At 45.5% G+C, this 26,049-nt stretch carries 26 protein-coding genes, 5 tRNA genes, 1 riboswitch and 1 other annotated feature (1 of these 33 only partly in view); of the genes, 20 read left to right on the top strand and 11 right to left on the bottom strand.

What is annotated here, in order from left to right; all coding sequences use genetic code 11:
• Positions 1–9: 9 nt before the first annotated feature.
• The 16 genes from yihA to P9B68_RS00930 all read left to right on the top strand — a co-directional run bounded on the left by yihA (position 10) and on the right by P9B68_RS00930 (position 10,796).
• A complete protein-coding gene (yihA, locus tag P9B68_RS00855) occupies positions 10–597 on the top strand; it encodes a ribosome biogenesis GTP-binding protein YihA/YsxC (RefSeq protein ID WP_135659267.1) in 588 nt (195 codons plus the stop codon).
• Positions 598–778: 181 nt separating this feature from the next.
• Complete coding sequence (locus P9B68_RS00860) at positions 779–1,081, top strand: YerC/YecD family TrpR-related protein (RefSeq protein ID WP_135659265.1); 303 nt, start codon at positions 779–781, stop codon at positions 1,079–1,081.
• Complete coding sequence (locus P9B68_RS00865; protein WP_135659263.1) at positions 1,078–1,818, top strand: class I SAM-dependent DNA methyltransferase; 741 nt, start codon at positions 1,078–1,080, stop codon at positions 1,816–1,818. Before P9B68_RS00860 ends, P9B68_RS00865 begins: the two co-directional genes overlap by 4 nt.
• Positions 1,819–1,832: 14 nt before the next feature.
• Positions 1,833–2,720, top strand: a complete 888-nt coding sequence (gene hslO, locus P9B68_RS00870; protein ID WP_135659261.1) for an Hsp33 family molecular chaperone HslO — start codon at positions 1,833–1,835, stop codon at positions 2,718–2,720.
• Positions 2,721–2,800: 80 nt separating this feature from the next.
• Positions 2,801–2,877 (top strand) — tRNA-Val (locus P9B68_RS00875).
• Between the two features lie 6 nt (positions 2,878–2,883).
• Positions 2,884–2,960: transfer RNA gene (locus P9B68_RS00880), tRNA-Asp, on the top strand.
• 3 nt (positions 2,961–2,963) lie between these two features.
• Positions 2,964–3,039 (top strand) — tRNA-Phe (locus tag P9B68_RS00885).
• 5 nt (positions 3,040–3,044) lie between these two features.
• Positions 3,045–3,120: transfer RNA gene (locus P9B68_RS00890), tRNA-Gly, on the top strand.
• Positions 3,121–3,126: 6 nt separating this feature from the next.
• Positions 3,127–3,201: transfer RNA gene (locus P9B68_RS00895), tRNA-Cys, on the top strand.
• 195 nt (positions 3,202–3,396) lie between these two features.
• On the top strand, positions 3,397–3,864 hold the full coding sequence (locus tag P9B68_RS00900; protein WP_277668289.1) for a hypothetical protein: 468 nt from the start codon (positions 3,397–3,399) through the stop codon (positions 3,862–3,864).
• 120 nt (positions 3,865–3,984) lie between these two features.
• Entirely contained in the window at positions 3,985–4,707 is a 723-nt protein-coding gene (locus tag P9B68_RS00905; protein WP_277668290.1) for an N-acetylmuramoyl-L-alanine amidase, read from the top strand.
• A 68-nt stretch (positions 4,708–4,775) separates the two neighbouring features.
• Positions 4,776–6,146 (top strand): DNA repair protein RadA, encoded by a 1,371-nt coding sequence (radA, locus tag P9B68_RS00910; RefSeq protein WP_135659254.1) that lies wholly within the window; start codon positions 4,776–4,778, stop codon positions 6,144–6,146.
• Positions 6,147–6,403: 257 nt separating this feature from the next.
• A complete protein-coding gene (locus P9B68_RS00915; protein ID WP_135659252.1) occupies positions 6,404–7,369 on the top strand; it encodes an efflux RND transporter periplasmic adaptor subunit in 966 nt (321 codons plus the stop codon).
• The gene (locus P9B68_RS00920) at positions 7,362–8,549 is read left to right on the top strand and encodes an ABC transporter permease (protein ID WP_135659250.1); all 1,188 of its coding nucleotides are present in this window, start codon (positions 7,362–7,364) and stop codon (positions 8,547–8,549) included. The genes P9B68_RS00915 and P9B68_RS00920 overlap by 8 nt, the downstream gene beginning before the upstream one ends.
• Before the next feature lie 12 nt (positions 8,550–8,561).
• The gene (locus tag P9B68_RS00925) at positions 8,562–9,311 is read left to right on the top strand and encodes a DUF6873 family GME fold protein (protein ID WP_135659247.1); all 750 of its coding nucleotides are present in this window, start codon (positions 8,562–8,564) and stop codon (positions 9,309–9,311) included.
• Between the two features lie 471 nt (positions 9,312–9,782).
• Positions 9,783–10,796, top strand: a complete 1,014-nt coding sequence (locus P9B68_RS00930; RefSeq protein ID WP_277668291.1) for a tyrosine recombinase XerC — start codon at positions 9,783–9,785, stop codon at positions 10,794–10,796.
• Between the two features lie 19 nt (positions 10,797–10,815).
• Here the strand turns inward: P9B68_RS00930 and P9B68_RS00935 are convergent, their stop codons facing one another.
• The 9 genes from P9B68_RS00935 to queA form a co-directional block, all read right to left on the bottom strand.
• Positions 10,816–11,709, bottom strand: coding sequence for a site-specific tyrosine recombinase (locus P9B68_RS00935; RefSeq protein ID WP_135659243.1), 894 nt, complete (start codon positions 11,707–11,709; stop codon positions 10,816–10,818).
• A 15-nt stretch (positions 11,710–11,724) separates the two neighbouring features.
• The gene (locus tag P9B68_RS00940) at positions 11,725–12,375 is read right to left on the bottom strand and encodes a stage II sporulation protein M (RefSeq protein WP_277668292.1); all 651 of its coding nucleotides are present in this window, start codon (positions 12,373–12,375) and stop codon (positions 11,725–11,727) included.
• A 49-nt stretch (positions 12,376–12,424) separates the two neighbouring features.
• A complete protein-coding gene (proC, locus tag P9B68_RS00945; RefSeq protein ID WP_135659241.1) occupies positions 12,425–13,270 on the bottom strand; it encodes a pyrroline-5-carboxylate reductase in 846 nt (281 codons plus the stop codon).
• A 146-nt stretch (positions 13,271–13,416) separates the two neighbouring features.
• The gene (gene scfB / locus P9B68_RS00950) at positions 13,417–14,778 is read right to left on the bottom strand and encodes a thioether cross-link-forming SCIFF peptide maturase (protein ID WP_135659239.1); all 1,362 of its coding nucleotides are present in this window, start codon (positions 14,776–14,778) and stop codon (positions 13,417–13,419) included.
• Positions 14,779–14,846: 68 nt separating this feature from the next.
• Positions 14,847–14,993 (bottom strand): six-cysteine ranthipeptide SCIFF, encoded by a 147-nt coding sequence (gene scfA, locus P9B68_RS00955; protein WP_135659237.1) that lies wholly within the window; start codon positions 14,991–14,993, stop codon positions 14,847–14,849.
• Between the two features lie 81 nt (positions 14,994–15,074).
• Positions 15,075–15,485, bottom strand: a complete 411-nt coding sequence (locus P9B68_RS00960; protein ID WP_167875180.1) for a TIGR04086 family membrane protein — start codon at positions 15,483–15,485, stop codon at positions 15,075–15,077.
• A 60-nt stretch (positions 15,486–15,545) separates the two neighbouring features.
• Positions 15,546–15,842, bottom strand: coding sequence for a preprotein translocase subunit YajC (gene yajC, locus P9B68_RS00965; RefSeq protein ID WP_135659233.1), 297 nt, complete (start codon positions 15,840–15,842; stop codon positions 15,546–15,548).
• Between the two features lie 65 nt (positions 15,843–15,907).
• The gene (gene tgt / locus P9B68_RS00970) at positions 15,908–17,038 is read right to left on the bottom strand and encodes a tRNA guanosine(34) transglycosylase Tgt (RefSeq protein ID WP_277668293.1); all 1,131 of its coding nucleotides are present in this window, start codon (positions 17,036–17,038) and stop codon (positions 15,908–15,910) included.
• Between the two features lie 14 nt (positions 17,039–17,052).
• Complete coding sequence (gene queA / locus P9B68_RS00975) at positions 17,053–18,099, bottom strand: tRNA preQ1(34) S-adenosylmethionine ribosyltransferase-isomerase QueA (protein WP_277668294.1); 1,047 nt, start codon at positions 18,097–18,099, stop codon at positions 17,053–17,055.
• A gap of 91 nt (positions 18,100–18,190) precedes the next feature.
• Positions 18,191–18,366: riboswitch (Lysine riboswitch) on the top strand.
• 142 nt (positions 18,367–18,508) lie between these two features.
• On the opposite strand from queA, the gene asd reads away from it, so the two are divergent.
• The 4 genes from asd to P9B68_RS00995 are packed head-to-tail and all read left to right on the top strand — an operon-like array spanning position 18,509 to position 21,784.
• Positions 18,509–19,588, top strand: coding sequence for an aspartate-semialdehyde dehydrogenase (gene asd / locus P9B68_RS00980; RefSeq protein WP_277668295.1), 1,080 nt, complete (start codon positions 18,509–18,511; stop codon positions 19,586–19,588).
• A 48-nt stretch (positions 19,589–19,636) separates the two neighbouring features.
• A complete protein-coding gene (dapA, locus tag P9B68_RS00985; RefSeq protein WP_135659225.1) occupies positions 19,637–20,527 on the top strand; it encodes a 4-hydroxy-tetrahydrodipicolinate synthase in 891 nt (296 codons plus the stop codon).
• A gap of 25 nt (positions 20,528–20,552) precedes the next feature.
• Positions 20,553–21,320 carry a 4-hydroxy-tetrahydrodipicolinate reductase gene (dapB, locus tag P9B68_RS00990; protein ID WP_277668296.1) on the top strand — a complete coding sequence of 256 codons (768 nt, stop codon included), beginning with the start codon at positions 20,553–20,555 and terminating at the stop codon, positions 21,318–21,320.
• Complete coding sequence (locus P9B68_RS00995) at positions 21,317–21,784, top strand: ACT domain-containing protein (protein ID WP_277668297.1); 468 nt, start codon at positions 21,317–21,319, stop codon at positions 21,782–21,784. The genes dapB and P9B68_RS00995 overlap by 4 nt, the downstream gene beginning before the upstream one ends.
• Before the next feature lie 30 nt (positions 21,785–21,814).
• Here P9B68_RS00995 and P9B68_RS01000 read toward each other — a convergent pair whose 3' ends face one another.
• Positions 21,815–24,475 (bottom strand): YfhO family protein, encoded by a 2,661-nt coding sequence (locus P9B68_RS01000; RefSeq protein ID WP_277668298.1) that lies wholly within the window; start codon positions 24,473–24,475, stop codon positions 21,815–21,817.
• Positions 24,476–24,596: 121 nt separating this feature from the next.
• Positions 24,597–25,826: a tyrosine--tRNA ligase gene (gene tyrS, locus P9B68_RS01005; protein WP_277668299.1), complete on the bottom strand. Its 1,230-nt coding sequence runs from the start codon at positions 25,824–25,826 to the stop codon at positions 24,597–24,599.
• 52 nt (positions 25,827–25,878) lie between these two features.
• Positions 25,879–26,049: a binding site (T-box leader), on the bottom strand; it runs 68 nt beyond the window's last position.

A 26,049-nucleotide genomic window follows, 5' to 3' on the forward strand; every position in this document is an offset into this window, starting at 1 on the left:
GGTGACAATGTGAATTTTGGAAAAGCGGAATTTGAATCGGCGGCTGGATTATTAAACCAGCTGCCATCTTCCACCCTACCGGAAATTGTATTTTCCGGCCGTTCAAATGTTGGAAAATCTTCCTTGATTAATAAAGTTCTCAATCGTAAATCTCTTGCCAGAACCAGCGCAAAGCCGGGGAAAACCGGAACGATTAATTTTTATAGGACTCCAGAATGCCGACTGGTTGATCTGCCCGGATACGGATATGCCCGCGTTTCGCAATCTGAAAAAATTCGTTGGGCCGAGTTGGTTGAGGGCTATTTTCACGCGCAGCGAAAAATTGCGCTTGTGCTGCAAATTATTGATATGCGCCATAAGCCGACAGACGACGATATACATATGATCGATTTTTTGCGGGATTCCGGTTTTCCTTTTCTGATTGTCGCAACCAAAAGCGATAAGCTGAATAAAACAGAACGGGAAACGCAGCTCCAATTGCTCGATGAAATTTTTAATCAACAACTGGAATTTATTCCGTTTTCAGCGGTTAACGGCGAAGGGGTTGAAGAAATTCGAGCCAGAATTACCGCTGCCTGCAGCGAATATGAACTATAAGAAGAAAAAGCATCTTTTTTCTAGTAAAATTAAAATACTTAACAATTTTTACAGAATAAGCATAAAAAATTTATGAAAATTTAATTTCTTTATTTTACTATTAAAAGATGATGGTTACTTTACTTTTATGCTTTCGTGTGCTAAAATCATGTCTTACTAAAAGATTAAGAGGTGAAACTGTTTGAATTCTAAAATTAAGGATGATAGTGTTGACTTTCTATTTAAAGCAATTCTTACTTTAAAAACAGTAGACGAATGTTATAATTTTTTCGAAGATTTATGTACGGTTCCGGAAATTAAAGCAATGTCCCAGCGCCTTCTGGTTGCCCATATGCTGAGCACAAAAAAAGTATATAGCGATATTGTCGCGCAAACCGGTGCTTCAACCGCCACGATCAGCCGTGTAAACCGTTCCCTGAATTATGGATGCGACGGGTATGCGCTTGTCTTTAATCGGCTGGAAAACGGTACGGAGTCAGAATGAGTTATTCTGCCTTTGCCCGTTATTATGACAACCTTACGCAAAATGTTGGCTATTCGGAAAGGGCGGACTATATTTGTGCTTTGCTGAAAAGGTTTAAACATGATGCCGGGCTAACGCTTGATTTAGCCTGCGGCACGGGCAGTCTTACCATTGAGCTTGCCAAACGCAAGATAGACGTGTATGGGATTGACGCCTCTGCCTCCATGCTTTCTGTTGCGCAGCAAAAGGCGGCGGAAAATGGTTTACAACTTCTGTTCCTTTGCCAGAAAATGCAAAATATCGACCTGTACGGCACCGTAGATACGGTAATCTGTATGCTTGACAGTATTAATCATTTAACCTCGGAACGCGACGTACAGAAAACTTTTTCGCGCGTATCGCTCTTTTTAAACCCGGGCGGGTATTTTCTGTTTGATATCAATACATTGTATAAACATCAATACGTACTGGGAAATCATACCTTTGTTTACGATACGGACGAGGTTTACTGCGTCTGGCAAAACAGCTTTGACGAAAAAACAGGCCGCGTAGGTATCATGCTGGACTTTTTCGAACGGGACGGCTGCACATACCGAAGGGCTTCCGAACATTTTTACGAACGAGCCTACGATATACAAAAGATTCTTTCCATGCTGACACAGGCAGGATTGGAAACCGTTGGTTTATTTGACGACCTCAGTTTTGAAAAGCCGGGTGATCAGGCGGAACGGATAGTCGTTGTGGCAAAAAAAGTTTAAAAGGATTTGTTTATATGGATCGAATTATCAGATGTCTCACTTCCGACGGAGGAATTATGGCGGCGGCAATTGATTCGACTTACCTTGTTGCTACCGCCCAGCAAATTCACAAAACCAGCGCGGTTGCTACAGCCGCACTGGGAAGGCTGCTTACCGGGACTTCCATTATGGGTTCCATGTTAAAAAAGGAAAACGCTACGGTAACGCTCAAAATAAATGGAAAAGGCCCGCTCGGAAGTGTTGTCGCTGTTGCTGACAGCAAAGGAAACTGCCGTGGATACGTTGACCATCCCGAAGTGGAGTTGCCGCTGAAAGCAAATGGAAAGCTGGATGTCGGCGGAGCTGTAGGGAATAACGGTATTTTGGGTGTTATCCGTGATTACGGGGAGGGCAGGCCTTATATCGGACAGGTAGAGATTCAATCAGGGGAAATTGCAGAAGATATTACAAATTACTATGCGGTCAGCGAACAAATCCCTACTGTCTGCGCATTGGGCGTTTTGATTGATAAAAAAGACATTCGCCGGATTTTAGCCGGCGGAATGCTGATTCAGGTGCTGCCCGGAGCAAATCCGGAAGATATCGACAGACTGGAAAAGAACGTTCAGGATCTGGAACCCGTTACTTCCATGCTGGCAAAGGGAATGGGCATTGAAGAAATGTGCAGAACGGCTTTACATGGTTTTGAAATGGAGATTCTTGACGAGTTCCCGGTCAGTTACGTCTGTAACTGTAGTTTGGAACGGGTGGAACGTGCGATTTCCACATTGCCTGCTGAGGAAATTCTTTCTCTCGCAGGGGAGGATGGGACTGCAGAAGTAAAGTGCCAATATTGCGGCCATGCGTATCCGTTAACGGAGCAGGATTTAAACCGCATTGCCGCTCAGAAAACAAAAAAATGAAAAAATTGCAGGCAAAGTGTTGACAATTGCTACAAGATATAGTATTATATAACACGTCGCTGATAACTGCGACACAGAATGGGAGCATAGCTCAGCTGGTTAGAGCACCTGCCTTACAAGCAGGGGGTCATAGGTTCGAGTCCTATTGCTCCCACCATAGGATGGCTCGGTAGTTCAGCTGGTTAGAACGCTAGCCTGTCACGCTAGAGGTCGTCGGTTCGATCCCGATCCGAGTCGCCATTTGCCTCTGTAGCTCAGTTGGTAGAGCAGGGGACTGAAAATCCCCGTGTCGGTGGTTCGATTCCGCCCGGAGGCACCAAACACGCGAACGTAGCTCATCTGGTAGAGCGCCACCTTGCCAAGGTGGAGGTAGCGAGTTCGAGCCTCGTCGTTCGCTCCAAAAATTGGCGTCATAGCCAAGTGGTAAGGCATGGGTCTGCAAAACCCTGATTCCCCAGTTCGAATCTGGGTGACGCCTCCAGAATTATTAAATAATCACCAATGATTGCAATAAAGTGTCATTGGTGATTATTTTTGCATATTCTCGTATGAACGCAGTACTGCTGAAAATCGCCTATTCGCGAGGGGATACTATTTTACTTTATTTTTGTGAAGTAGAACCTTGAAAGATTTTAAATATAATGTTATACTGCTAACAATAAGGTGGTGATATGAATTGAATGACCACGAATTACTTATAAAAATTTACGAAGATATGCAGGGCGTGAAAACGCAAGTTCATTCTGTCGATATACGGCTTACCGGTATGGAAGGACGACTCTCCAGCATGGAGGGGCAGCTTTCCAATGTGCAAGAACGGCTTTCCAATGTGGAAGGACGGCTTACCGGCGTAGAAGGGCGACTTTCCGGTATGGAGGAGCGGCTTACCGGTGTGGAAGGACAACTTTCCGGTATGGAAGAGCGGCTTACCGGTGTGGAAGGACAACTTTCCGGTATGGAAGAACGGCTTACCGGCGTGGAAGGGAGACTTTCTGGTGTGGAGGAGCGGCTCTCCAATGTGGAAGAACAGCTTGCAGAGGTTCAAGAAGATACAAAAATTACCCGCACCGCAGTAAATACGATTCTCGACTGGGCGGAAGATCCCAGTATCCAGACAACACCACTCTTTAAAAAAGCAAAATAAATTTTCAGTCCGCCTTTTCTGGATTTGTGTCAGAAAAGGCGGACTTTTTAGGCCCGGCAACTTATTTCATACATATCCAAAATCATCCCTTGCATATAGATGTCGCATGGGGTGATTGTCTTGAAATCGTCCAAAAGTTATTTTGTCCCGATCGCTATCTTAATTTTAAGCTGCCTCGTATTTTTATTATTATCCTACATCTCTTATGATAAAATAGATAAAATGGCGTCTGCGCTAGCTGAAAAGCGAAATCCGACTATTGTCATTGACGCGGGACATGGAGGGGAAGATGGAGGGGCCGTCGGCAAATCAAAAACGTTGGAAAAGGACATCAACCTGAAGATCGCACTGCAATTGGAACAGCTTTTCAAAGCCTCCGGTTTCCATGTTGTTATGACAAGAACAACCGACGAATCGATCTGTGACGAAAATTTAGATACGGTGAGGGAGCGGAAGGTAAGCGACATTCATAACCGACTGAAAATCATTGAAGCGCAACGAAACTGTATTTTTTTAAGCATCCACCAGAATCATTTTACCAGCAGCCGCTATAGTGGCGCGCAGATTTTTTATTCGCAAAAAAATGAGGGAAGCAAAGAGCTTGCGGAAAGTATAAAAAGCCGCATTGTCGAACTGTTGCAACCGGAAAATAAGCGCGAAACAAAACCGGCCACAAGCTCAATCTATCTGTTATGGAATTCAAAGGTAACTGCCGTAATGGTTGAATGTGGGTTTCTTTCCAATGAATCGGAGGCGGAAAAACTCAACAATCCGGTTTACCAAAAGCAAATGGCCTTTGCCATCTACAGCGGCTTCCTTGATTACTATCATTCAAAGCTGTAACAGCTTGTAATTGGTATTCGCATCGTCTATAATTTTAGATATAGAATCAGAAAAACGAGGATTAAAATATGGCGAAATCAAAAAGTATCTATATTTGTTCAGAATGCGGTTTTGAGTCGGCAAAATGGTATGGCAAATGCCCCGGCTGTGGCCAGTGGAACAGCATGAATGAGGAATTCCGGGAACCCGCCGCTTCAAAAAACGCCGGAACATCTGTGGTACACAGCCTAAACAAGCCCATTTCCATTAATGAAATCAGTACCACAGATGAAGAGCGTTACCACACCGGGTTGAGCGAGTTGGACAGAGTACTCGGCGGTGGAATTGTAAAGGGTTCGCTGATTCTCATCAGCGGTGAGCCGGGAATCGGAAAATCGACGATCCTTTTACAGATCTGCGAATACCTTGGTCGCTCGTTAAAAATACTGTATGTATCCGGCGAAGAGTCAAGCAGACAAATTAAGCTTCGTGCCGCCCGTTTGGGCGTAAAAAGCGAAAACCTTTATATTTTAACCGAGACGGATGTACAATGTGTTATCGAACAAATGCGGACGCACAAACCGGATTTAGTGATGATTGACTCCATTCAGACAATGAACTATATCGATTTGAACTCGTCTCCCGGCAGCGTTACACAGGTGCGCGAATGCACAAACGCTTACATGCGCGCCGCAAAGTCTTTGGAAATCCCTACTATCCTTGTCGGCCATGTCAATAAGGACGGCGCGATCGCCGGGCCTAAGGTGCTTGAGCACATTGTGGATGCTGTTCTTTATTTTGAAGGTGACCGTCAGATGTCCTACCGGATTCTGCGTGCTGTCAAAAACCGTTACGGTTCAACGAATGAAATCGGCGTTTTCGATATGGACGACCAAGGGTTGCATCAGGTGGACAACCCTTCGCTCGCCCTTCTTTCGGGGAGACCTAAACATGTATCCGGAACCTGCGTTACCAGTATTCTGGAAGGATCCCGACCGATTCTTGCGGAAATACAGGGGCTGGCCACAACTACGGGGTTTGGCAATCCAAGGAGAATGTCTACCGGCTTTGACTACAATCGGATGTCATTGCTTCTCGCTGTTTTAGAAAAACGTGCAGGTTTCTATTTTTCGAATTTGGACGCGTATATCAACGTGGTTGGCGGATTAAGGCTGGATGAACCTGCGGCTGATCTTGCGGTAGCCATGGCGCTGGTTTCCAGCTTAAAGGATGTTCCGATCAGCGACAACGCGATTGTATTCGGTGAAATTGGCCTTGCAGGAGAAATCCGCTCCGTAACCCACGCGGAAGCGCGGATCAACGAAGCGGAACGGCTCGGTTTTACCAAATGCATTTTGCCTTACCACAGCCTGAAACAACTGCATTCCCAGCCAAAAAGCATCCGGCTGATCGGGGTTAAAAACGTGAGGGAGGCGTTTGAGGCTTCATCGGATTTGTAACCGAGTTTCGCGGAGTGACCTTAATGCAGTGCACACAGCCGTCCCCGGTATAATTTGTGATCGCAGATGGCATTTCAAGGCTGCAATAGCCGTCATGCTGATAAAGGCAATCTTCATCACATTGTATGATGCTCATATATGTTCACCTCAGCAATATTTTGGGGAACATGAGCGAAAATTATTCACAGGATTCCGAGAATTGATACTAATATTTTCTTCCCCGATTTCACAAAATAAGTTGGAACGGGGGGAAATCAATGAAAAGAAATGTAATGTTAATTGCCTTTACAACATTAACCCTTGCCGCTATCTTCACTTGGGGCGAAATTTCCCGTAATTCCGCCATTCCAGTAAGTGTTGTAAAGGTATATCCACTTACAGTTGATGATTCCGTAATCTGTAGCGGCAGGGTAGAAAGGGTTTCCGAACACCATGTCTTTTCACCATCCGCAGCATATGTCAGCCGGATTTTTGTAAAAACCGGGGACGTCGTTTCCGCTGGACAACCGTTAATGGAAGTCCAGACTTTGGACAGCGATCTCTGCGGAGTTGAAGACGAATTGCAGTCTGAAACAGACTTTTCCGGTGGGTTTCAGCAAAATATCAAAACAAAGACCGTTACATCGCCCTATGCTGGAGAAATCCTATCGCTAAACGCTTTAGAACAAAGCTATATTCAGACCGGCCAGCCGGTTGCGATTATTTCAGACAACCCCGCTCAGCTCCAGATCCGGCTTTCCGTAAATGAATCCCAGATATCCGATATAAAGACAGGGCAGAAGGCAATTATTACCGGCGTCGGTTTTAAAAATACCGCTTATACCGGCGTTGTCAAAGAAATTTCTTCCGATGCAAAGCAGGTCCTTTCAAAAAGCGGCGAAGAAACCGTTGTAGAAGTAATTGTAAGCGTAGACAAAGCGGGCGGTGAAATTAAACCCGGCTACACCGCAAAGGCAAAGATTATTACTTCTGAAAACGAAGGGGTTCTTATTGCCCCATACGAAGCTGTCAGAGCGGATAAAGACGGGAATGAGTATGTTTTCAAGTTAAACGGGAAAAAGGCCGTAAAAACGCCTGTAAAAACAAACAGAGAGTTTGACAAAGGCTTTGAAATAACAAGCGGCATCTCAAAAAATGATGAAATTATAAATAACCCGGATTCCGTTTCCAACGGCTCTTATGTAGTACCAGTCAAAAGAGGGACGGTGAATTCGGGTGATTGATTATGTTAAATCCGCGTTCCGGAACCTTCAAAGGAAACGCGTCCGGACTTCCTTAACCATATTCGGGATCGCAATTGGTGTTTCCTCCGTAATTATTGTCGGAAATATCAGTCGATGCGGCACAACGGCGCTCAGCACGGAATTGGAAAGCCTAGGCTTGAGCGGCCTGACAATATCGGCATCCCAGGACGCCGGTTCCGTTTCCCTAAATGAAACCGATTTGAATATTATTAAACGCTGTGACCAGGTTGAGCAGGCGACACCCATCCTGGTAGAAAGTACAGAGGTAACGGCAAGAAAAATCCGTACGAAAGCGATTTTGTGGGGAATCGACACAAAAGCAAATCAGATTATTTCCATTCATCTGCTTTACGGACGGATGTTTAATAACGAAGATATCCGGGATGGCGCAAATGTGTGCCTTGTGGACGAAGCTTTTTCAAAAAGTACGTATTTCAGAAGCAATATTATCGGGAAAACAGTCACCATTCTGTGCGGGGGAGCGGAAGAGAATTATAAGGTAATCGGTATTATAAAGACTGGCAGCGGTCTGCTGCAAAATATTATCGGAAATTACATTCCAACTTTTGTGTACGTACCTTATACCACCGTTCAAAAGGCTTCGGGCAAGGATTATTTTGACCAAATTGCGGTAAAGATTAAATCCGGCGGAAACGTTGACCGCATAGGGCAAGCGATTGTTGATAAACTGGATCGAAACAAGTGTTCAACGGGTGCGTTTGTTTCCAATAATCTGGCAAAACAAAAGGACAGCCTGACGAATATGCTGGATATCATCACTTTAATTCTTACAGCGGTCGGTTCGATTTCGTTATTTGTGGCCAGCCTGAGCATTATGACGGTCATGCTGGTATCTGTCAACGAGAGGACGCGGGAAATCGGCATAAAAAAAGCAATTGGCGCAAAACGCAGCTCTATTATGCTGGAATTTATGTTCGAGGCAGTCCTGATTTCCTTCATCGGCTGTATCTTCGGTTTAGCCGCAGGTTATCTTATATCCTATGCCGGTGCAAATTATTTCGGCATGGCGCTGAATATACGGGGGGATGCGGTTTTGCCGGTGTTAGCGTTTTCCATTCTTTCCGGAACGATTTTCGGGATTTATCCGGCTTATAAGGCGTCGAATATGAAGCCGGTTGACGCGCTCAGACAGGAATAGAGGAAAAAAGATATGCGTTTTATCCATTCTCCGAATTTACCTGAAGCGGACGTGGCGCTGGCGGCCATGTCCGGTACATATCCGAAAATAATCGATGCGCTTCGCAAACGGAATATTACTGTTTTACCGGTAAGGCCATGTAAAAATTTGAGTTTACCGGTTTGCACCCATGCAGATATGCTCTGCCATCCTTTAGGAGATACCGCCATCGTTGTCGCGAAGGGAGAGGAATATCTAAAAACAGCATTGGAGCATTACGGATTTTATCCCGTATATTCCCATTCGAATCTTGAAAAAAACTACCCCAAAGACGTAGCTTTAAATGCCGCCCGCATCGGCGCAAAATTAATCGCAAATTCAAAGACATTGGATGCTGTGATCGTGGATTATTGCGGCAAAAAGCAAATTGCAATCCTTTCTGCAAAACAAGGATACGCAAAATGTTCTTCGGTTATTGTTAGTGAAAATGCAATCATTACAGAAGATGCCTCCATAGCGGCTTCGGCGGCCCACGCAAACATGGAGGTCCTGAAAATCAGACCCGGTTTTGTTGCGCTACCGGGGTATGAATACGGCTTCCTTGGCGGCGCATGCGGTATGATTGGGAAAAACAGGCTTGCGTTTGCCGGCACTATTGAAGCGCATCCCGATTATTTGAAGATCAAAGCATTTTGTAACCATAAGAATGTGCAGTTAATCTCTCTTACAAAAGATCCTTTAACCGATGTCGGCGGGATTCTTCCGTTAAAAACATTCGGATAGCGCGTAAAGTTTACCACATTTTCTGCCAAAGAATCGTTAGAATAGAATGTCTTTGCAGGGGTAAAATTAATTTTATAGTGATCTTTTTGAAAGGATGGGAATAGAATTCTTTCATAATCAATAATTTGAATAGATGGATGATAGTATGATTGAGAATGGAAGAGTGTTAACGGGATGTGATACCTGTGACTATAGTAGATACGATGCCGAATTGAATTGCAGAATCTGCGGGGCCGGATTAGAACAGACCACGGACGGATGCCCCAAATATAAAATGAGTTATCCATGCTTTTGCCAAAACCACGCACAGTATGATAAATATACAGGGCTTGCTAAAAATTTAAAGTTCGGACTGTAAAAAGGAAGAAATGGAGTAGGAGTTCTTGACATTCCTAAAAAAAAACAATACAATTATACAAAATGAATATTTTGTATAATTGGGGTGGGTGCAAAAATGGAGTTGACTGAATTATGAAGCCCGAACTTTTAGCGGAAGCTCCGCCGATCATCAAGGAATTTTTAGGATATATGGGAACGATCAGAGGAAAATCTCCGAAAACGGTCGAAGAATATTATTTTGATCTGCGTACTTTTTTCCGCTATATCAAGCAAAAGCGGAATCTGGTACCGCCCAATACCAAATTCGAAGAAATCCGTATTTCTGACGTAGACCTTGCTTTAATTAAGACCATTACGCTGACCAATGTTTACGAATACATGAACTTTCTGGCAACAGAGCGAAATAACCTAGCTTCAACCAGATCGAGGAAAGTATCCAGTCTCCGGACTTTTTTTAAATATCTAACAAATAAGACCGGAAAACTGGATACCAACCCGGTCCAAGAACTGGAAACGCCGAAAGCGAAAAAATCCCTCCCAAAATACCTTACGCTGGAACAATGCCTGGAACTGCTTTCTAAAGTGGACGGGTCAACAAAAGAACGGGATTACTGTATTCTAGTGCTTTTTTTAAATTGCGGAATGCGTCTTTCGGAGCTTGTCAGCCTGAATTTAAACGATGTAAACCATAATAAAAAAACAATACGCATCGTCGGAAAGGGAAATAAAGAACGGATTGTCTATCTGAACGAAGCCTGTATTGACGCCATTAACCGTTATATTACAGTACGCCCGAAAGATGCGCTGATTGACAAGAACGCACTATTTATCAGTAAGCAAAGGAAACGGATCAGCCCGAAAACCGTCCAGTATCTTGTAAAAAAATATCTTTCTGAAATTGAACTGGAGGATTATTCCGTACATAAGCTCAGACACACGGCCGCCACATTGATGTACCAGCACGGGCACGTCGATATTCGCGTTTTAAAGGACATTTTGGGCCACGAAAATTTAGGCACTACCGAAATCTATACGCATCTTTCCAACGAACAGATGACGAATGCGTCGGAGGCAAATCCCCTTTCGCATGTTAAACAGCGAGAGCCGCTGAAAATCCAGATAAAGAACAAAAAAGGACCGGTATAACCGATCCTTTTTTAATGTTCTACCCCAGTTTTGCCCTGGGATGGCAACTGTTATAAACTTTTTTAAAATGGTCGTTTAACAAATGCACATATACCTGTGTCGATGAAATATCCGCATGTCCAAGCATTAGCTGAATATCCTTCAGTTCGGCGCCGTTTTCCAGCAAATGCAGCGCAAAAGAATGGCGGAGCGTATGCGGTGTAATTTCCTTTACAATCCCCGCGCTTTCCGCGTAGCCCTTTACAATTTTCCAGAAGCCCTGGCGTGTAAGCCTGCGCCCGTTCAAATTGGTGAACAGGGCATGTCCCCCATCCGGCGTGATAATCAGGCTTCTGACATTCTGTATATATTCCGCAACGGCATTTACTGCCGCAGGATATACCGGAATCAATCTTTCGTTTTTCCCGCTGCAGCATTTCAGTAATCCGTTATGTAAGTTCATATCCTCTAAATTCAAATCAACCAGCTCGGAAACCCGGATTCCGGTTGCGTACAGCAGTTCCAGCATGGCCTTGTCGCGGCAGCCCTTTGGTTCGTATCGATCCGGCTGCGCCAAAAGCAGCTCGATTTCCTTGCCGCTCAATATTTGCGGCAGTTTTTTGACCGGTTTTGCCACGTGTATCGCTTTCGCGGGATTACTCGTCATCTTATTGTTGATCATCAAAAACTGAAAAAAGCTACGGATGGAAGCAACATTACGCGTGATTGTGGCGTTTGATTTCTTTGTTTCAATCAGCCTTTTCACATAGGCGTTCATCCATTCCGTATCTACTTTGCATGGGTCGCTCAGCCCGTTTTCCTCCAGAAAAGATAAAAAATGTTCCACATCGCGAATATAAGAATCCAGTGTGTTTGCAGACACCGCTTTTTTATTGATTAGATAATCGCTGTAATCTGCACAGTAGTCGTTCATCTTGTTCTATCCCCTCTATTTAAAAGAAAACATACCCGCAAAACATCCCGAAAACAGGACGTCAAAAACAGCTGCCGAAAATGCCACCGTCAAAATCGCGCCGAAACGCAAGACATAGGGTTTTATTTTTGGCGGGCCGATTGCCTTTTTTCCGGCCCCGGCGCTGCATGAAGCGATCACGCGGGAAAATCGGGCTCCTTCCTTCGCCGCAAGCAAAATCGCAATGCAGCAGACAAACGCTCCCGGTAAAATAACTGATAAATTGAAAAGCACTCCTTTTCCTCCGTAAGCCGCATATAAATAGCCCGATGTCAAGCCCAGCCCGAATCCGCGGAAGAAAAGGACCGCAGGAATAAAAAGCATGCCCCACATGGAAAGGCCGCAAAGAAAACAAACAAATATAAAAAGGAATGAGGAAGCAAAAGACGCTGAAAAAATAGTGGACATTGGTTGTCCGGCTCTTGATTGAAAATTACTGTAAAATAGAAAATCCAGTTTTTTCAGTGTAATCATATCCGCGTTTCTGGCAAAAACTGCGCCGAATGCCATACCGCAGATTAAAAATACAGAAAAGAATACCAATTCCCGGTTCTCGCGTAAAGAATCCATAAAAATTCTGCCGTTTGCAGCAGCATTTTGTTTCAGTCTATCTGCGTTTACAGCCATACTCATGCACCCCCTTAAAAAGTGTATGAGTACAAACTGTCTTATATGATTATTTCCCCAGCTCTTCGGCTCTTTTTGTACAGGCTTTCATTGCCTCGTCCACGATTCCTTCAAAATGATGCGCATAAAACACATCCAGCGCTTTTAAAGTGGTGCCCCCCGGCGACGATACCATCTTTATCAGCGATTCCGGCGTTAGACCCGGCTGGCGCAGCATTTCCGCACTCCCTTCAAATGTCTGGCAGATCAGCTCCAACGCTGTTGCGGCATCAATCCCCTGCTTCACCGCGCTGTCCATCATCGCTTTGGCAAACAGGTAAACATAGGCAGGACTGCTGCTGTTTACGGAAATGACTGCGTTCATTTGCTTTTCATCCAATACGGTTACGGTACCGCACGCGGCAAAAAGAGACTGCACCAACTGAAAGTCCTCATCGGCAACATTGGCTGTTTTGCACATGGCCGTAGCGCCTTTTCCGACCAGGAGCGGCGTGTTCGGCATCGTCCGGATGACCGGACAGTTGCAGCCAAGCTCTCTTGTAATGTAACTCGTGGAAATACCCGCAGCGATCGAAACAAATAAAATCCGGTCATTTACAAAAGGTTTCAGATCCGCTAAGACTTCAGAAAAATTCTGAGGTTTTACCGCCAGAAAAAGAATGCTGCAGTTTTTCACCAGCTCGTCAAGGGAAGGCACACTCTGAATTCCTGCTTTTTTCTTTAAAGCCTCGCTCTTTTCCGTGTTGATATCATAAACGTAAATCTTTTGCGCAGGGAACGTTTTTGTACCGACGATTCCGTTTATGATTGCCCCGGCCATATTGCCGGCGCCAATAAATCCCAATCCTTTTTCTTCCAATTCAAACACCGCCTTGTAAATAATACTATAAACCATTTCCATCCGCTTCGCAATATAAAAATATTCATTTCATTCAGCTTTATACAAATGAATATTTTTTTATGTAAATTATATTATGTAAACCAAGTGAATAAAAATACAAGCCTATACATTGTGATAGGAACATGTATTTTATGGTTTGATCAGGCTTCCGCTAATGCCGCCTGAATCATAATCGAGCACTCCAGCCGCTTTTTCTCAAGCTCGCAAGAGATTTTGTGCGCCTTATGAATATCCCCTTCGTATTGCTGGTTATTTGCATTGCATCCGCCGCTGCAATAGAATTTCGCCCAGCAGTTTTTACATTCCGGTTTAGAATAGATATTGGCAAGCGCAAACGTATGCTTTATGGCTTCGTCGAATGTACCGTCCAACACATTGCCCATTTTAAAGCTGTCATCCCCAACGAACTGATGGCAGGGGAAAATGTCCCCTTCGGGCGTAACGGCTATGTATTCGTTGCCGCAGCTGCAGCCGCGCAGGCGTTTAACGGCGCATGGGCCCTGGTTCAGGTCAATCATGAAATGGAAGAAATGAAAGTCCTTCCCTGCTTTTTTCCGCTCTATAATTACTTTGGATAAGCGCTCATATTCTTCGAAAACGCGCGGCAGATCCTCTTCTTTTATGGAATAGTCAAGCTTTTCGTCGGAAACAACCGGCTCAATGGAAATCTGTTCAAAGCCAAGCTCCGCCATATGGAGCACATCTTCAGTAAAATCAAGATTGTGCTTTGTAAATGTGCCGCGTGCGTAATAGTCCTTGTCCCCGCGCGAAGCAACCAGCTTTTGGAATTTGGGTACAATTGTATCGTAGCTTCCCGAACCGTCTGCACGTACGCGCAGCAAGTCGTTCACACTCTTCCTGCCGTCAATCGACAGCACGCAGTTCGACATCTCTTTATTAATATAATCAATTTTATCATCTGTTAAAAGAATTCCGTTGGTTGTAATCGTAAAGCGGAAGTTTTTATTATGTTCCTTCTCAATTCCACGGGCATAGGCTACGATCTGCTTAACGACTTCGAAATTCATCAGCGGTTCGCCGCCGAAAAAATCCACCTCCAGATTATGCCTGCCCTCTGATTTTTCAATCAGGAAATCGATTGCTTTTTTACCGACCTCAAAGGGCATCAGCATTCGTCCCCGGCCAAAGTCGCCCTTAGCCGCAAAGCAGTACTCGCACCGAAGATTACAGTCATGCGCAACATTCAGACACATGGACTTCAGCGGGGCGTCTTTCATCATCCCCGCAAATTTTTCGTACTCATCCGGAGAAAAAAGCTGCCCCAGGCGGTACAGCTCCTTCAGCTCGTCATACGCTTCTTCGACAGTTTTCCGATCATATTTTCTGCACAGAGCGTCCAGCATATCCTGCGGCGCTTGATCCGGAACATCGTCCTGTAAATAATCTAGCATGGCAAAAGGTACCTCGTCAAAAAGGTGCACCGCGCCGCTGTTGGTATCCAGCACAATGTTGAATCCATTTAGGGAATACTTGTGAATCATGATATACTCCGTTTAACACAAAATTTAAGGGACAGATTTCTGTCCCTTAGTGGTGATCTCGTTATTTGTTATCTATCGGCATTCTCGCACTTTTGATTTGCAACTGTGCAGGAAGTTTTGCAAGCCGACTGGCAGGACGCCTGGCACTCACCGCAGCCGCCCTTTGCTGCACTCTCTTTCAAATTGGCTTTATTCAAAGTCTTAATCTGCTTCATTCTTAAAAACCTCCGTTTCCTCTGTAAACTTTTTCAAAAACCTTAGCTATTATATCACACGATAATTCATAAGAAAAGGGTTTATTTTACTTTCGATTTTTTGTTAACCCCAAGTAAGCCGCCAATTGCGCCGGAAAGAATCATTACGATCATCCGCATGCCCGCCGTAAAGGAAACCGGTTCGTTCGACGCGACCAGTCCGGCGATCAGATACAGAATAAAAAGCAGCAGCCCGGACAGGGCGCCGTAAGCCAAACCCCGTTTACGGGAAACCTTCGCGGTCAAAAATCCGGCCGCAAAAGCCGCCAATACGGAAAGTGCGATCATCATGGGAGAAATCACATTATGGGAAAAGTTCCCCGCCGATACAAACCCTAACGCGGCAAGACCCAACAGGATCGCGCTGAGCAAAGCTCCGGTTACGGAACCGATCACAATGGCCTTTATCGCTTCCAGAATCGGATTTCCTGCTGTATGCTTTTTACCCTTCATATCCTGCGCCCCCTCCATAATCTAGTAATAGATATTCAGGGCGCGGCGAAGATATACTAATTATTCCGCTTCTTCACGCGCATTATCAATGCTGCCGATTGCCCAGCGGCGGATACGCATTTTCGCGCGGTCGGAACCGGTTTCGATGATAAGACTGTCATCTTCTTTAATTCCTACGACGCGGCCGACAATGCCGCCGATGGTTGTAATCTCGTCCCCGACCTGCACACTTTTGCGCATTTTATCTTCATTCTTCTTTTTCTTGGACTGCGGCCGTATTAAGAAGAAGTAAAAACCGGCAAAAATTGCAATATACAGGATAACAATAATCCAGTTGCTTGATTCTGATGCGTTCATTGAACACTACACCTCCATGTTAATGTTTTGATTATACCAATATTTCAGACATGTTGCAAGGTTTTTTAGATTCTGGTGTCCAATTTGCGTATATTGTTGTTATAGAATTCCTGAAAATTCCCCTCGTCCAAGGATTTTCGGATTCGTTCCAGAAGCGTATTGTAAAAATAGATGTTGTGCGTCACACAAAGCCGCATAGCAAGCATTTCGCCGCTCTTGAACAGATGGTGGATATACGCGCGGGAAAAATCACGGCAAGTCGGACAGTCACAGGATTCATCCAGCGGCGCTTCGTCCAGCGTATACTTCGCGTTAAACAGGTTGCGGCAACCTTCCCATGTGAAAACATGACCGTGGCGCGCGTTGCGGGACGGCATTACGCAGTCGAAAATATCAACCCCCCGCTTAACTGCTTCCAAGATATTCTCGGGGGTGCCGACGCCCATTAAGTAGCGGGGCTTGTCCTTCGGCATTTCCGGTTCCACCGCTTCAATGATGCGGTACATTTCTTCGGTGCTCTCCCCTACCGCAAGCCCGCCGATGGCGTAGCCGTCAAGGTCAAGCTCCCGAATCTGACGCATATTTTCAATACGCAGGTCCTCATACGTGCTCCCCTGGTTAATTCCCCACAGCATTTGCTTTCGGTTGATGGTATCGGGCAGCGAATTCAGCCTGTCCATCTCCGCCTTGCAGCGGTAGAGCCACCGGACCGTCCTTTGGCAGGATTTCCGCGCATAGTCGTATTCCGCGGGATTTTCTACGCATTCATCAAAGGCCATCGCAATTGTGGAAGCAAGATTTGACTGAATCCGCATGCTTTCTTCCGGGCCCATAAAAATCCTGTGGCCGTCGATATGCGAGGCGAACGTAACGCCTTCTTCCTGAATATTCCGCAGTTTGGCAAGCGAAAAGACCTGAAACCCTCCGCTGTCGGTAAGGATGGGGCCGTCCCATCGGGTAAAACGGTGCAGGCCGCCGAGTTTTTTTACCGTTTCATCGCCGGGCCTCAGGTGCAGATGGTAGGTATTGCAAAGCTGTACCTGACATTTCAATTCTTTTAAATCCAATGCGGAAAGGCCGCCTTTGATCGCGCCGCAGGTTGCCACATTCATAAACGCTGGTGTCTGTACGGTGCCGTGCGGGGTAACCAATTCTCCCCTGCGGGCTGTTCCTTCATTCCGGATTAATTTATACATTCCATATCCGCCTTTCAATAGATAAACATTGCGTCGCCAAAGCTGAAAAACCGGTATTTTTCTTGCACGGCAACTTTATATGCGTTCATGATATGGTCGTACCCCGCAAAAGCGGAGACAAGCATGATCAGTGTACTTTCCGGAAGATGGAAATTGGTGATCAGGCCGTCAAGTACTTTATATTGGTATCCGGGGTAAATAAAAATATCTGTCCAGCCAGAGCTTTCCTTAATGCAGCCTTCCTTTGTCCCAACCGTTTCCAAAGTGCGGCAACTCGTGGTTCCAACCGCAATCACCCGGCCGCCGTTCTTTTTTGTTGCATTAATGCAGTCTGCCGTTTCCTTGGGCAGGTAGTAATGCTCGGAATGCATTTTATGATCAACAACCCTTTCAGCGGTTACGGGACGAAAGGTGCCAAGGCCGACATGCAGGGTTACAAAGGCAACCTTTACGCCTTTCTGCTTCACCCTTTCCAGCAATTCAGGCGTAAAATGCAGCCCGGCGGTCGGCGCGGCAGCAGAACCGATTTCTTTGGAATAAACCGTCTGGTAGCGTTCGTTGTTTTCCAAAGGCTTTGTAATATAGTGAGGAAGCGGCATTTGCCCGATTTTATCAAGGATTTCATAGAAATTCCCGTCATAAATAAAACGGGCAAGACGGTTCCCGTCTTCAATGATTTCCAGCACTTCTGCTTTTAAAAGGCCGTCGCCGAAAGAAAAGCGAGTTCCCGGTTTGGCCCGTTTTCCGGGACCGCAGAGGACTTCCCATACGTCCCCTTCCCGGTGTGTTAAAAGCAAAAATTCCACTTTTGCGCCTGTGTCCTCTTTTACTCCGTAAAGCCTCGCGGGTAAAACACGGGAATCATTTAAAACAAGGCAGTCGCCGGGATTCAAACAGTCGATAATATCGTAAAAATGTTTATGGGATATTTCACCCGTCTTCCTATTTAAGGTTAAAAGGCGGGAGGAATCGCGCGGTTCCAAAGGCGTCTGGGCGATCAGTTCCTTCGGAAGATCATAATAAAAATCTTTTGTCTGTAAATTTTGCAAATCCAATTCCATTTTTTAATCTCCTACTTATTATATTACAAATGTTTATTATAAATAAATTGACAAGTAATAGCAAGTCATGCTATTATTAATTAAATTATTGCTATAAGATAGAGGCGCGAATTTAAAGAGTAGCGGGACGGAAGCTGCCAGAGCTGTTGATTTTCCGTGAAAGGTAAACTCGCCGAAGGGGATTTCAGGGCAGAAATTCACCTGGTTGCTATTGTGAATAACATTGCAACTGTCATCATGTTTTTGTGATGGAGCGCTATCGACAAGACCGGATTGTATGTTATGAATTTAGGCCGGTAAAAGTCGAATAGTTACATTATATTTTACTTGATGACCGGTTTTCAACCGGTTTTTTTAATATCATTCTATTTTTTCTAAGTTTTATCATATAATTACAGGAGGAACACCAATGAAACAGTATAGGGTAGGTATAATAGGTGCGACCGGCATGGTTGGTCAAAGATTTGCGACTTTACTTGAGAAGCATCCGTGGTTTACGGTTACCGCTCTCGCGGCCAGCTCGCGTTCTGCCGGTAAAACATATAAAGAAGCAGTCGGCGATCATTGGTTGATGGCAACCCCCATGCCGAAGTCCATGGAAAACATGGTGATTTTGAACGCGGAGGAAGACGTGGAAAAGGTTGCGTCCTTAGTTGACTTTGTCTTCTGTGCCGTCAATATGAAAAAAGAGGAAATCAAATCGCTGGAGGAAGCTTACGCAAAAGCAGAGTGCCCGGTTATGTCGAACAACAGCGCACACCGCATGACGCCCGACGTACCGATGATTATCCCCGAAATTAACGCCGACCACATAGCTGTTATTGACGCTCAGCGCAAAAGGCTGGGAACAAAACGCGGCTTCATCGCCGTAAAATCAAACTGCTCGTTGCAAAGCTATGTTCCTGCAATCCACCCATTAATGGATCGAAATGTTACCAAAGTACTTGCCTGTACCTATCAAGCGATTTCCGGTGCAGGAAAAACCTTCCAGACATGGCCGGAAAGCGTGGATAACGTGATTCCCTTTATCGGCGGTGAAGAAGGAAAATCTGAAAATGAGCCGCTCAAAATCTGGGGCCACGTGGAAAACGGCGTAATTGTAAACGCCTCTTCCCCCTGCATTACCTCACAGTGCCTGCGCGTGCCGGTTTCCGACGGACACACGGCTGCGGTGTTTGTTTCCTTCAACAAAAAGCTGGAAATGGAAGAAATTATTTCAAGATGGGAAAATTACAAGGGTGTTCCGCAAGAGCTTCAGCTTCCAAGCGCGCCAAAGCAGTTCCTACATTATTTCCGCGAGGAGGACCGTCCGCAATCCAAGCTTGACCGCAACCTGGAAAACGGCATGGCTGTTTCCATCGGGCGGCTGCGTCCGGACACGCAATACGACATCAAGTTCGTATGCCTCTCCCATAATACGCTGCGTGGAGCGGCGGGTGGCGCTGTTTTAATGGCGGAGCTTCTTTGCGCAAAGGGCTATCTTGATTAAACAATCCTTGCAAATATTAACAATCCTTGCGAATTTGGAGGTTATTTCATGAAAAAACTGATATTTGAGGGATCCGGTGTCGCGCTGGTCACGCCAATGAAGGACGACGGTTCCGTAGATTACGAAGTATTGGATGAATTGATTGAATTTCACATTGCAAACGGAACGGACGCAATCATTGCTTGCGGTACAACAGGAGAATGTGCGGTTCTAAGCCATGACGAGCATTGCGATGTTGTAAAGTTCATTATCGATAAGGTAAATAAAAGGATTCCGGTTATCGCAAGCTCCGGCAGCAATGATACCCGTTATGCGCTTGAGCTTTCCCGCTCTATGCAGGAGCTTGGCGCGGATGGGCTTCTGATGGTTACTCCTTATTACAACAAAACGTCTCAGGCTGGGCTTGTAAAGCATTACACTTATATTGCAGACCGGGTTGATCTTCCGATCATTGTTTACAACGTTCCGTCGCGCACCGGTTGCAATATCAAACCGGAAACCTATCTGGAGCTTTCCAAGCATCCTAATATCAACGCGACCAAAGAGGCCAACGGGGACATTTCCTCCGTCGCGCGCACAATTGCCCTTTGCGAGGACAATTTGCATGTTTACTCCGGAAACGACGACCAGACATTGCCGATGCTGGCTTTAGGTGGTAAGGGGGTCATTTCCGTGCTGGCAAATATCCTTCCCGGCGTTATGCACAAACTGTGCGCCGACTATTTCGCGGGCAATATTGCTTCCAGCCGCGACGCTTTTCTGAAGAATATCGAACTGATGCAGGCCATGTTTATGGATGTGAACCCGATTCCGGTAAAGGCGGCTATGAAGATACTCGGATTTAAGAGCGGCGACTGCCGTTTGCCGTTAACAGTTATGAGCGATGAGGCGCTTTTGAAACTGACCGCGATCATGAAAAAATATAATTTGGTAAAATAAAACACCTGTTCGGAGGAACGTTAAAATGACAAGGATAATTGTCGGCGGATGCAATGGGAAAATGGGCCGCGAAGTCGCTTCCTGCGCGGCCCAGCGAGATGATTGCGAAATCGTCGGCGGAATAGATATAAATACAGAAGTAAAACATGATTTTCCGGTATTCGCAAAACCAGCGGATATTAACGTGGATGTGGACGTAATTATTGATTTTTCAAATCCGGCGCTCCTGTCCTCTCTTCTCCAATTTGCACAGATTCACAAAACGCCGCTCGTCCTGTGTACAACCGGCTATAACAACGCACAGGTGGAAGCGCTGAAACGTGTGTCCGCAGAGGTTCCTGTATTCTATTCAGGCAATATGTCGCTCGGAGTGAATTTGCTCATTGAACTTTCCAAAATGGTAGCGAAAGCTTTGGGGGGCCGGTTTGATATTGAAATCGTTGAAAAACACCATAACCAGAAAATCGACGCCCCGAGCGGTACCGCGTTAATGATTGCCGATGGGATTTCCTCCGTTTTAAAAGAAAACACGCATTATATGTACGACCGGCATTCACAGCGCAAAAAGAGGGATCCCTCGGAAATCGGGATTCATTCCATCCGCGGAGGAACGATTGTCGGTGAACACGAAGTGATTTTTGCCGGGGATCAGGAGATTATCACACTATCGCATTCGGCCCAATCCAAGGGCATTTTTGCGGCGGGCGCGGTCAACGCAGCCGTTTATTTGGTCGGTAAGCCCGCAGGACTTTATAATATGTCTGATTTACTGAAAAAGGAGGGTTCCTCATGAATTTAGAGCCGGTTATTACCACCGTCAATGACATTACACTAGTCACCCTGCAGAATTGCCCGTCGGAATTTTCCTTTATAGCGGATTTGTTCCAAAAAATTTCGGACTGCGGCGTAAATGTGGATATGATTTCGCTTGCCCCGACACAAGGAGCGTTCACATCCATTTCCTTTACGATTTCCGATAATGACTTGGATAAAATCCTGTCTTTTACATCCAATTTGCGCGATACTTCCAATATTAAAACGATTGTAAGCAGCGGTAACTGTAAAATATCCGTTTATGATCAGAAAATGAAGGAAACCCCCGGCGTGGCCGCGAAGGTGTTCGATGCTGCCGCAAAAATCGATACGGATATTCGCTTGATTACAACGTCTGAGGTGGATATTTCCCTGCTGATTACCGCAGCAGATTTTGACCAGACTCTTCATGAAATAGAAAAGGCCATGCATATTACTAAATAAAAACAGCCTGCAAAATGCAGGCTGTTTTTATTAGGAAAAGTAAACACCCAACGGAAACAAGTAGACGGCAAACAGAACGGCAAAAAGGAGTAGTATAAACGCAAAAGCCCCCGAAAGCTCCAGAAACTGTATCCGGCGGTAACTGCCGTTTTTCAGAAAACGGTACCAAACAATGCATAAGAGGGTTCCCGCTGCGGACAGGAGCAAACCGGTCTTAAAACCAGTCGGAAGATAGGAAAGAACAATCTGGTTCTCCCCTTTTTGCAGCTTCACAGCCATCCAAGAACCCAACACACGCTGAATTTCCGTATTTTTATGATTTACCTCCGCAGTAAAACCGGCATCGTCGGTAATCGGCAGAAAAAGCCAGGAATGATCGTCGTTTGCGGTTGCAGTTCCGACAATTTGATTCCCGTATTGCTTCAGTTGTGCCGCCGTGGTTCTGCCGACCGCCTGTTTTAACACATCGTCCTTTAATCCGGAAAGGCCAAAGGACTTCGCGTCAACTTCTTTTAATACTTCGATTACCACTTCCACCATTTCATCTTGGAAGGTTCCGAGCGCCAAAAGGCCATTGTTCGGCTGACTGGGGTAATTTTCCTCAACCAGCTTCCCGTTTACAAAAACATTGAAGCTAGAATTGATATGCTCAATCAAATTATTGGAAAGCTTGTCGAAGCAGTCAAAATATAAGGTTTGTTTCTCTTTGACCGGAATGCGGTAAATCAGCATGCCGGCCTTACTGTTGTCCTGAAATGTCAGGCTGTATCGATTCTTATTGTATTGATATTCGATGTTCGTTTTGACCGACGGTTGGTAATTTACAAAAAGCTTTTCATTGGTATGAAAAACGGATTGGAAAATTGTTTGCTGAAGGTTCAGCCGGGAAGTGTCGGGCAATTTTTTCAGGGTTTCTATTGAATTGGAATCCATTACAAATCCAACCGGGAGCGTCATCTCATTTTTTACGATTACGTACTTATCATTTTCATACACGATGTCACTCATCCCCTGTAAATCGATAGGTTGAAAAATCGTGTATTTATTTCCTAAAATCGCATCCGTCAGCTTTGTTCCCCCGTTTGAATTTACTTCCATCCAATAAGAGGAGTAGCCCAGCTTTTTCATCGTATACAGGAAGCTTTCGTTTGTCAGCGATGTATAATGGCTTAGTGTATTATACCCTATCCCGCCGACAAGATTAACGTCAAAGTACTTTTTCTCTGTTTTTACGCGGTAAAGTGTGTCATCCTGAATTTTGCCGTCCAGATCAATAACCGGCAGGGCGTTTCTTTCGCTGTGTGCGGCGGAGGCGATATAAACGCTGGAATGAAAAACCGCTTCAAGCAGCACAAGCATGCAAAGCAACACGGAAAAGGCCATCTTGCTGATCTGCCGGTAACGGTAAAGAAGGAGCAGGACGAGGTATGCGAGCGCCGCCGTAAGGAAAAATGCGAGCAGCAAGCGCAGGCTTTCACTATTCCCCCATAGGGTTCTAGTATAAACCGTGACCGTGTGATAATCCTTGTAAAGGATCAGACATTCCGCGATAAATACGGCCGCGACCGCCAGCATGGCGCCAAACAAGGGAAGCATGCGGCTATGGGAAAAACGGATATCCTCATTGATACCGGATATAACGGCAGCAAGCAGGATCAGACCGAAAAAAACGGTTATATATCCGTAACGCACAGGAAAGGCCTGATAGTTGCCCGTATGCCACATTTTATTGATCGGTTCAATAAAGACAGGAGTCATCATAAGCAGGAAAATATAAAAGGAGAAAGCCGCAGTTTCCGTCTGCTTCTTTACAAACAGAAGATACATTACTACCGCTGAAAACACGGCGCTTGTGCAAAGGATTACCACCAGAGTTGTGTCGAACCGGGTAAAGAAGGTTCCCACGCGGAGGCTGGTAAACAAATTCTCTGTCCTTGCAGATTGAACATACTGCATCAAAGCCGGAAGCCAGACGACAGCCGTAAGCAGCGCAACCAGCAGCGTGGAAATTTCAAACAGCAGCAGGATTTTTCTGCTGCGCTCCCGCGGTGCAAAAAAATAGATATATAGGCCAAAGGCGAGCACGAGAAAAATCGTGACCATATAACTCAAATAAAAATTAACCGTCAGCATGGCGGTATAGGAGAAAATGTAAAGCCCTACCCTTTCCTTCTGGATCAGCCTGTCCAGCCCGATTAAAAGAATCGGGAACAGATACATCATATCGAGCCATACGTGATTCTGGTAATAGAACATTGTATACCCGCAGAATGCATACATGACCGATAAGGCCGTGCTCTGCATCGGCGTGAGGTTTTTAAAACGGTACCTGAAAAAGATTTCCGCAGTAAGCGCGCATGTCATCATTTTCAAGAGGACAAGAATATTGACAAATTGGTAAATGCTTGCCTTGTCGACCAAAGCCACCAAAAATGTGAAAGGGCTGGAAATAAAAAAGAGAAAAACGCACCAGAAGTTCATGCCCCCGCAATTTTGCATGTTCAGGAACATATTTGCTTTGCCGGCTAAAATATCCTTAAAATCCAATAAAAACGGAATTACCTGCTGGTTCATATCGCACCAAGAAAGGGAATTCATTCCAAAGGGATACATCTGGCAAACACAAAATACGGACAGCATTAGAAGCATTACCGCTGCGGGCGCGGCCAGATAGTCGCATTTTCTCTTCATTCTGTGTTTTCCTCCGTACAATCAATACTCTTATTATAAGGAAAAAATTACATAAAATCAATCAAAAGGCCCGCACCTGGTTCCAGGCGCGGACCTGCTTCTTTTTTACTTGGATTCGAAATCAGTCAACCAGATTTACTTTATGAAAGATTTTCTTGCCTTTTTTAATAATAATATATTTCTTTTCAAAATCCTTGGAAGTCAATTTTGCTGTTGTTTCGGAAACTTTTTCATTATCTATAGAAATACCGCCCTGCGTAATCAGGCGTCTCCCCTCTCCCTTTGACGGAGCAAGCTTTGTTTTTACCAGAAGATCCAGAACACCGATTTCGCCATTTGTAAAATCTGCGGCGGTAAGATCGGTGGAAGGCATGTTATCCGTATTCTCACCGGAGCCGAACAGCGCGCGCGCGCCTTCCTGCGCCTTGTTCGCTTCTTCTTCGCCGTGAATCAGCTTGGTAACTTCATAGGCTAAGATTTCCTTCGCTTTATTCAGTTCACCGCCCTGCAGCTTTGCAAGCTCATTGATTTGTGACAGCGGCAGGAAAGTGAGGATTTTCAGGCACTTGATCACATCGGCGTCCCCGATATTGCGCCAGTACTGGTAAAAGTCGAACGGCGATGTCTTTTCTGGATCGAGCCAAACCGCACCCTTTTCCGTTTTGCCCATCTTTTTGCCTTCGCTGGTAGTCAAAAGGGTAAAGGTCATGCCGTAAACTTCCTTGCCTTCCTTACGGCGGAGAAGCTCCACGCCGCCTATAATGTTACTCCACTGATCGTCCCCGCCGAGCTCCAACTGGCAGTTGTATCTGTGGTTCAATTCCAGGAAATCATAGCTCTGCATAATCATATAGTTCAGTTCAAAGAAAGAAAGGCCTCTTTCCATGCGCTGTTTGTAGCATTCTGCGGCAAGCATGCGGTTTACGGAGAAATGCACGCCAATATCGCGTAAGAATTCGATATAATTCAAATTCAACAGCCAGTCTCCGTTGTTTGCCATAATTGCTTTGCCATCGGAAAAATCGATCAGTCGGGACATCTGCTTTTGGAAACATTCGATATTATGGTCGATTTCCTCTTTTGTCAGCATTTTTCGCATATCGGATTTTCCGGACGGGTCGCCGATCATGCCGGTTCCGCCGCCGAACAAGGCAATCGGCGTATGCCCAGCGCGCTGCATATGGGCCATGACCATTATCTGCACGAAATGGCCGACATGAAGGCTGTCCGCCGTCGGGTCAAAACCGATGTAAAAGGTCGTTTTGTGATTGTCAAGAAGATCCCGAATTTTCTCCTCGTCCGTCATTTGGGCAATTAAGCCCCTCTCTCTGAGCTCTTCAAATACTCCCATGTTTTTTCCTCCATTTTTCTTCAGGGGGTAAAAAAACACCCCCTGCTTATTTGCAGAGGGCGGAAATAACCGCGGTACCACCTCAGTTCGCCGCAGCTTCACAGATGCGGCCTCACGGGTACAAATAATACCCACGCGCTTGTAACGTGCGCTATCACGGCCGGACCTAATGGATACCGTTCAGCCCGGCAGCTCCGGGATGTATTTCGTCCGATTGACGCTC

Source organism: Caproiciproducens galactitolivorans, assembly GCF_029266045.1.
GTDB classification, from domain to species: Bacteria; Bacillota; Clostridia; order Oscillospirales; family Acutalibacteraceae; genus Caproiciproducens; species Caproiciproducens galactitolivorans.

Bases quoted from the DNA above. Each gene is read 5' to 3' on its own strand.
- yajC (WP_135659233.1), bottom strand. From the start codon at position 15,842: ATGAACGCATCAGAATCAAGCAACTGGATTATTGTTATCCTGTATATT.
- tgt (WP_277668293.1), bottom strand. From the start codon at position 17,038: ATGTATAAATTAATCCGGAATGAAGGAACAGCCCGCAGGGGAGAATTG.
- P9B68_RS00960 (WP_167875180.1), bottom strand. From the start codon at position 15,485: ATGAAGGGTAAAAAGCATACAGCAGGAAATCCGATTCTGGAAGCGATA.
- P9B68_RS00935 (WP_135659243.1), bottom strand. From the start codon at position 11,709: ATGAACGACTACTGTGCAGATTACAGCGATTATCTAATCAATAAAAAA.
- P9B68_RS00925 (WP_135659247.1), top strand. From the start codon at position 8,562: ATGCGTTTTATCCATTCTCCGAATTTACCTGAAGCGGACGTGGCGCTG.
- P9B68_RS00995 (WP_277668297.1), top strand. From the start codon at position 21,317: ATGAATTTAGAGCCGGTTATTACCACCGTCAATGACATTACACTAGTC.
- P9B68_RS00940 (WP_277668292.1), bottom strand. From the start codon at position 12,375: ATGGCTGTAAACGCAGATAGACTGAAACAAAATGCTGCTGCAAACGGC.
- asd (WP_277668295.1), top strand. From the start codon at position 18,509: ATGAAACAGTATAGGGTAGGTATAATAGGTGCGACCGGCATGGTTGGT.
- radA (WP_135659254.1), top strand. From the start codon at position 4,776: ATGGCGAAATCAAAAAGTATCTATATTTGTTCAGAATGCGGTTTTGAG.
- P9B68_RS00865 (WP_135659263.1), top strand. From the start codon at position 1,078: ATGAGTTATTCTGCCTTTGCCCGTTATTATGACAACCTTACGCAAAAT.
- hslO (WP_135659261.1), top strand. From the start codon at position 1,833: ATGGATCGAATTATCAGATGTCTCACTTCCGACGGAGGAATTATGGCG.
- dapA (WP_135659225.1), top strand. From the start codon at position 19,637: ATGAAAAAACTGATATTTGAGGGATCCGGTGTCGCGCTGGTCACGCCA.
- queA (WP_277668294.1), bottom strand. From the start codon at position 18,099: ATGGAATTGGATTTGCAAAATTTACAGACAAAAGATTTTTATTATGAT.
- scfA (WP_135659237.1), bottom strand. From the start codon at position 14,993: ATGAAGCAGATTAAGACTTTGAATAAAGCCAATTTGAAAGAGAGTGCA.
- P9B68_RS00915 (WP_135659252.1), top strand. From the start codon at position 6,404: ATGAAAAGAAATGTAATGTTAATTGCCTTTACAACATTAACCCTTGCC.
- P9B68_RS01000 (WP_277668298.1), bottom strand. From the start codon at position 24,475: ATGAAGAGAAAATGCGACTATCTGGCCGCGCCCGCAGCGGTAATGCTT.
- proC (WP_135659241.1), bottom strand. From the start codon at position 13,270: ATGGTTTATAGTATTATTTACAAGGCGGTGTTTGAATTGGAAGAAAAA.
- dapB (WP_277668296.1), top strand. From the start codon at position 20,553: ATGACAAGGATAATTGTCGGCGGATGCAATGGGAAAATGGGCCGCGAA.
- scfB (WP_135659239.1), bottom strand. From the start codon at position 14,778: ATGATTCACAAGTATTCCCTAAATGGATTCAACATTGTGCTGGATACC.
- tyrS (WP_277668299.1), bottom strand. From the start codon at position 25,826: ATGGGAGTATTTGAAGAGCTCAGAGAGAGGGGCTTAATTGCCCAAATG.
- P9B68_RS00930 (WP_277668291.1), top strand. From the start codon at position 9,783: ATGAAGCCCGAACTTTTAGCGGAAGCTCCGCCGATCATCAAGGAATTT.